Here is a 6,885-nt window from a genome sequence, read left to right as displayed (position 1 = left end):
ACCCGCTGATCAGGACGCAACCCCGCACCCGCACCCCGCCCCTGCAACACCTCCAACTCCGCCGGCGACGCCCCCGCCAACGCCCGCGCCCGCCGCCCAGCAGCCGACTCAGGCGAAGGCGTCTTGCCACTGCCCGTTGCGAGTCCCTGCTTGGTCGCCGGCTGAGGTGTGGTTCCCGGCTCAGGCTTGGGACTCGGCTCAGGCGTCACCGTCCCCGCAGGAGTGGCGTCGGCCTGCGATGCTCGGGCCGGCGTCGTTGTGGCCGGCTGCTCGGTCGGCGCTGGCCGACCATCTCGGACCGGCGTCGATGGCTCGTTAGTTCCGGTACGCGGCGCTGACGAGCCTGCCGGCGGATCCTTTCGCACCGTGCCGGGCACCGTCGAGGGCTCCAGACGCTTCGTGCCCGACTCCGGACGCTGCCCGAACGTCTCACCGGGTCGCGGCGCCGAGTCCCCGACCGGCGCATCCCTGCGCAACTTGCCGGGCTTGACCGGCTCGGGCTCCGGCGAAGACTCCAACCGCCGAGTCCCCGACTCCGGACGCTGCCCGAACGCCTCACCCGGCCGCGCCGCATCACCCACCGGACGATCCTTGCGCAGGTTCCCGAGCCCCGCCTGCGGCTCCGGCGAGGACTCCAACCGCCGGGTTCCCGACTCCGGACGCTGCCCGAACGCCTCACCCGGCCGCGCCGCATCACCGACCGGACGATCCTTCTGCAACTTGCCGGGCTTGACCGGCTCGGGCTCCGGCGAAGACTCCAACCGCCGAGTCCCCGACTCCGGACGCTGCCCGAACGCCTCACCCGGCCGTAACTGTCCCGACGGCTTGGGAGCGCTGTCGGTCCCGCCGCCCGGCGTACGGGAGCTCTCACCCGCCCGCGTCCCCGTGCCCAGGTTGACGTCCTCACTCGGCTTGGGCACACCACCGGGCTTGACCTCTGCGCGCTTGGCCGCGCCTTCCACCAAGTCCGTCATCTGCCCGTGCAGGCTGTCGCGGGCCGGCACCGGCTGTCCGGCCGGCCTGATGCCCGCCGTGGCGGCCGGACCGGACCGCGACCCGGAGACCTCACCAGGCTGGGAGCCGGCCGGCGTCCGGGTATCGACGGCCGACGGGCCGTCCGGTCCCCGTTTGGCACCGCCCTGCGGAGCACCCTCGGTGCCGGCGGACGCACGCTGTGCCCTAGGTCCTGCGGATGTTGGGGCTTCGCCTCCGACACCGTCAACCGCCCGGGGCGGGTCTGCCGCGCCCCGGGGAGCGTTCGTGACCCAGTCCGGTCGGTACACGACCGGCTCGAAGTACCGGTCCGGCGTCACGGTCTCGGTGCGGCTGCCGGCGCGGGGCTCCCTCATCGCCATCGAACCTTGCGATGGTCCGGTACGGGACGAACCGCCGCTCTCCATCCCCGCCGAACGGCCCGGTCGCATGAACGAACCGCTGTCCGTCCTCGGCGCCGGAGTGTCGACGGTCGATCGAGGCGGTGCCGTTATGTCTCCGGTCCTGGCCGGTACGGTCCCACCGCCGTCCAGCGCTCGCGGCCCAGGAGACGGAAGGCCGCTGCCGGGGGTGGGTCGAACCGGTTGGTCGCTGAACTGGTGTCCCTTCCCGTACGACTTCCAGCTTTCCGGAGAGGAGGATCCGCCCGGAGGCCGCGAGTCCACGGCATCCCGGCCGGCCGGCGGAGTCATTTCAGGACGGGCACCGCCCGGCCCCGACGTCTTCGCGACGGAGGGCAGCAAATGAGGATCGGCCCCGTCACCGCCCCGGCGGAACATGCCGCCCATATTTCCCACCGCGTCGCTCAGGCGCTCGCTCAGCCCGGCGTCTAGCCGGTGGCCGGTGCCGGGGAACTCCCCCGGCCGGCTGGTCGTGCCGACCGGTTTACCCTCCGGTAGGGTAAGTTGCCACTCCGTGCGGCTCTGGGCCCCGCCCGTCTGCCCCCGGCCACGGTCCAACCCGGAACCTGACTTACCCGGATTGCGCTCCTGCCATGAGTAGGTCCCTTCCGGATCTCGCCCGCCCGCATCCGCATACGGCCGGTCGACCGGGTCTGGCAGCCGCACGAAGTACGGCCGTTCCGGCTGGCCCTTGCCAGGCTTGGCGGGCATCGCCTGTTCCGGTAGGCGAACGAACTTGTCACCGTTGGTCTCCACCCGAAACTCGGCCGGGAACTTCTCGACCCGCAAGCCTCCAGTCGGTCTCGATGAGGCACTGAATTGGTCGTCCCGGATCACCTTTCCGTCCCCGAGCCGCTGGGGCCCGGCACCGAGATCGGATGGATCCACCGAATGAGTCCGTGGCGACCGGCCTGAGCCCGCCGGGCCGTGCGGCTCGCCGCTGGCCCCGCCGAGCCGAGTGCCCTGCGGCGGCTCCGGCCCACGCTGCACCAACGTGAACTCGGTGCCGAACCGATCGGACCGGACCCGCCAGTCCCACTCGCCGGCAAACCGCTCGCGCACCGGGGGCCCCGGCGGGGCGTCGGGAGGCGGGAGCCCCGGAGCTTTCGGTTCCGTGGCAAGTCGTGGGCCCTTCGGCCCCACCACGGGTACGGGCGTCTGGTCCGGATAGGGTGCCCGCGCGTCGATGCCGTCGGGCCCGGTGTGTCGCGGACCACCGGGCATGGGCTTCGTCGGTACCGCGACCTGCTTGAGCGGAGTCTCGACCCCCGGCTGACCACTGAACTGCCGCCCCGCGCCACCCTGCGCGTCGCCGCCGACGGGCCGTCGCGGTGTCAGGTCGGCGATGTGGTCGTCCAGGCGCTGCACGACGAGGGCGTTGCCGCCGGTGGGCTGCCCGCCGGGGCTGTCGGCGAGGATCCGTTCGCGCAGCGCGCGCATCTCGGTCAGCGTGCCCGGCCGACTGGACTGCGACACCCCGGGTTGCCCCTTGGTGCCGCCGCCCCCCTCGGTGATGAGGTCGCGGATCCGCGCGTCGAGGTTGGCCTGCACCGGGTTGGTCTTGCCCGGCTCCGGAGCGCCCTTCGAGGACGCGCCGACCGGGGTGGTGTCCGTGGCCGACTTGCCCTGTCCGACGACCGGCGGCTGGTCACCGTTGGCGCCGCCGGGACGGGAGCCGGGCGGCGTGACGTCGCCCGGGATCTGCTCGGGTGTGGTCGGCCGGGTAGCGGCGGGTGAGGTGGGCCGGGGTGACGTGACCGGAGTGTCCGGCCGGACGGCCGGCGGCTCGCCGGAGACGGGTGCCCGGTCGAGAGGTGGTCGCGTGGCGACCGGGGTCCTGACGTCTGCCGGCAGGTCGTTCGGTGCGAGGGGGCCGCGTGCGCCGGGCTGCCCGGCGGGTGGCACCGGTGTGGACGGCTCGGGGGTGGCCGGTCTCGGGGTGGGCGTGGGGACGTCGACCACCTGGTGGACCGGAAGTCCCTCGCCGGGACGCCCCGGACGCGGGGGCCCTCCGACACTGCCGCCGCCGGGCGTGTTCACCGGGTTCCCCTCGACACCCGGCTGGACCGGGCGGGTGGGCGGCGGAGCCGACACGGTGGGCTCGGGAGTACTGCCGGCAGGTCTGCCGCCCGGCAGCGGAACGTCCGCCACCGAGCCGACGCCGCCCGGCCGGACCACGGGCGGGTCGACGGTCACGCCCTGGCCGGGCGGCGGCGTGCCGGACCGGATCGGTGTGGGCGCGTTCGGGGACACGTCCCGGGCGGGGCCGTTGCCGGGTACGTCCCGCGCTCCGCCCGGGGTCGCGGGCACGTCGGGGCTGGCGGCAGGCGGCCGTCCTCCGACGGGAGTGGCGGGCAGGTCGGGGCTGGCGGCGGGAGGCCGTCCTCCGGGCATCGGCTCGGGTGCCAGCGGTGACGACGGCCGAGGGTCGGCGACGACGGCACGCGGAGGCGGCGCGGGTGCCTCGCCTCCGGCGCTCGCCGGTCCGCCAGGCGTCCGCGTGCCAACAGGCGGCGCGCCCGCCTCGGCCGGCGATGGTGGGGTGTTGCGGGCGGGGGGAGGCAGGCTGCTGACCGCGTTGCCGTTGCCGACCGCCGGCGGCCGGGTGTCGGCGTGTGGCACGCCGGCCCTGGGTTGCGGCTGGGGCGGTGGTGGCGTGTTCACCGGGCCGTCGAGGCGGGCCGGTGGCGGTGTGGTACGCGCCGGAGCGCCGCCGAGCGCCGAGGGCGGGGGCTGGTCGACCGTGGTGGGTCGGGTGGTCCGGGTCGGCGCGGCACCACCGGCGGCGGCCCGCCCGCCGACTGGGCGGACCGGTGGTGGCGTCGAACTGGCACTGACCGGACCCGGCGTCGGGGGCCGGCCACCGAAGGCACCGTACGGTGGCGGTGCGCCGAGCGGAGGGCCGTCCGGTGAGCCGACGCCTGGCACGTCTCCGCGACCGGTCCGGACGTCCGGGGTGGGGGTGTCGCCGGGCCGGCCACCGGGGGCGGTGCCGTCCAGGCCCTTGACCGTCGGCACGTCGGTCGATTTCGGCCCACCGCCGCCGACCTTGCCGAGTCCCCGGGTGGAGAGTCCGAACAGTCCGCCCAGACCGGCGGCGGCACCGACGCTGATCCAGCTCTCGTTGGTGATCTCGAACTTGCCGTCGACGTGCGATGCGATCGCCTGGGCGAAGACCTCGGCGGCAAGCTGAGTGGACCCGAACACGGCCGCACCGAGGCCGAACTGGAACGACAGATTGATGATGGCCCGCAGCGCCGTGGCGAGACCGGCGACCGCCCGTGCCATCGCGGCGACGAGCGCGGCGAGGGCCGGACCGATCAGGACACCGACGAGGAGCCCGAAAATAATCCCGAAGATGACGCTCAGGATCGTGACGAGGGACTGTTTCCGGATCTCTTCGAGCTTCTTGCGGATCTCATCCGCCAACTTGCGCAACCGCCGCGCCCAGCGGCGGCACAACTCGGCGGTGTTGCGCACGTTTTTCTCAAGGTTGGGCAATACCCTGGTGGCCGCCGCCCGCCCGCTACCCTGCCAGTTGCCGACCCGATTCAGCGCCTCCGACGGTCTGAGGGCCAACCGATCGAGGTCCTCGGCCTTGGCCTCCCACTGGGCGGCGAGTGCATCGAGTTTGTCAGGATCCGGATGGGTGTCGCTCGCCATCCGTCACTCTTTATCCGGCGGCGGTGGCTTGTTCGCGTCCGGATTGTTGGGGTAGAGCGTGTGCACCGGCGACTCGGTGGTGTTGTACGCGTCCCCGAGGTCGACGGGCGGAGGGGTGCCGCCGTCGCCCTCACCGTCGTCCTCGGGCGGCAGGTCCTTGGCGGGAATGGCGGCGGTGAACTCGTCGAACATCTTGACGACCGCCTCCTCGGCCTCGCCGTAGTTCGACGCGGCGCTCTGCACGATTCCGCGCACCTGATAGATCAACCCGACGGTCTCGTGTTCCTCCGACCCGAACAGATCCCACTGCAGTTTCTGCAGCCGATAGTTGAACTGCTGGACCTCCTCGGCGGTCTCGCCGGCCCAACTGAGTTCGAGGTTCTTCCAGGTGTTACCGATGCTCTTCCACGAATCGACGACGTCGTCCAGGAGCTTGCCGACTCTCTCCGACCCGGACGTCCACATGCCCTGCGGGTCGACATTGATGCTCTGGCCGTCGTCGTAGTGTGCGGGCGCACCGCTCCCCATCTTCCGCCCCCCACCCGCGCGCCGACCGGTTCCGTGCGCTAAACGCTAACATCGGCCCAGCTCAAGCGGACCATCTCAGTGTTGGTGACGGGGGACGTCCCCCGAAGAGGGACATCCGTCAGGGAGGGCCCGCGTGGTACATGTCTAAAATGGCCGACCCTGAGCTGGACACCTACGTACAGGCGTCGATTAAACACATACCCGAACTGCACATGGAAGAGCGCACCGCGCGATCGGTCACCGGCGACAACCTCTTCAACCCGCCCAAGGACTCGGGCGACGAGGCGAAGAAGCCCGAACCTCCGACCGTCCGAGCGTTCGGAGTCACACCCGCCGACCTTCGCGGGGCGCAGGACCACATGCTGAAGGAACTCGACACCCAGGTCGACGAGTTCGAGACGTTCAAGGCGGATGTGCTCAGCAAAGGCGGCTGGATCTTCTACGCCGAGAACGAGGGCGGCGTACAGAACGACCGCGTGATCAGAAGTCACGACGGCGGTAGCCACGTCTCACGACACACGGTGAGGGGCGAGGACCTCCCGCCGGTCGAGGACCCCAATCCGGAGCAGACGCAGATGCTCGTGGACACCCAACTCTCGCTGCTCAAGGCGGTCGGCGGTTCGATCCAGGCGGTGGCGCAGTACGTCGTCCGGATCAACAACGCCGCCCAGTTCTATGCCGAGGCCGACAAGCAGTCGTTCGGTGAGACGGTGCCGACTGCCCCCGAGTCCCTCCCCCGGGTCGGCGGCCCCGAGGAATCTTCCTGATGGCAGAGCCGGACGCCCCGCCCGTGAAGGGGCACACGTTCGAGCAGCAGAGCGACGGTTCCGTGGTGACGTACGACGCCAACGGACAGCCGGTCCAGCAGGTAATGCCGGACGGGAGGGTCTACAGCTCGTTCGACGACGCGGGACGTGCCCGGTACGTGGAGATCCCGCCGTCGGACGGGCAGGCGGCGACGTACGCGCACATCGGCTACCAGGACAACCTGACGATCTTCCGGTACGCCGACAAGTCGGTGCTCACCTTCGACAGTCACAGCCAGGATCTGGTCAGCCAGCGGCTCCCCGACGGCACCCTCTACACCGACTTCAACGCCAACGACCAGCCGCAGTACGTCGAGATCCCGGCCCGCAGCGGCCAACCGGCGACCAGCGCCGAGATCAGCTACGAAGGCGGCAACACCGTCTACACGTACGCCGACAACAGCGTCGTCACCTACAACGCCAGCGGCAAAGTCCTCAGCGAACAACGCCCCGACGGCACCACCTACAGCGACTTCGACGCCGACAACCGCCCC

At 71.6% G+C, this 6,885-nt stretch carries 3 protein-coding genes and 1 pseudogene; 2 read left to right on the top strand and 2 right to left on the bottom strand.

The window, feature by feature from the left end; translation table 11 throughout:
* Both ACWDVW_RS05980 and ACWDVW_RS05975 read right to left on the bottom strand, forming a co-directional pair.
* Nucleotides 1-5,057: pseudogene (locus ACWDVW_RS05980) on the bottom strand (hypothetical protein); the annotation flags it as partial.
* Nucleotides 5,058-5,060: 3 nt separating this feature from the next.
* Complete coding sequence (locus ACWDVW_RS05975) at nucleotides 5,061-5,585, bottom strand: hypothetical protein (protein ID WP_449945386.1); 525 nt, start codon at nucleotides 5,583-5,585, stop codon at nucleotides 5,061-5,063.
* 149 nt (nucleotides 5,586-5,734) lie between these two features.
* Between ACWDVW_RS05975 and ACWDVW_RS05970 the strand changes: the two genes are divergently transcribed.
* On the top strand, nucleotides 5,735-6,352 hold the full coding sequence (locus ACWDVW_RS05970) for a hypothetical protein (RefSeq protein WP_449945385.1): 618 nt from the start codon (nucleotides 5,735-5,737) through the stop codon (nucleotides 6,350-6,352).
* A partial coding sequence (locus tag ACWDVW_RS05965; protein ID WP_449945383.1) for a hypothetical protein occupies nucleotides 6,352-6,885 on the top strand: 534 nt, incomplete at its 3' end. The genes ACWDVW_RS05970 and ACWDVW_RS05965, both read left to right, overlap by 1 nt.

Source organism: Micromonospora sp. NPDC003241, assembly GCF_053589795.1.
Note: the sequence above shows the minus strand (reverse complement) of the source record. Positions and strands in the feature narration are given on the sequence as shown.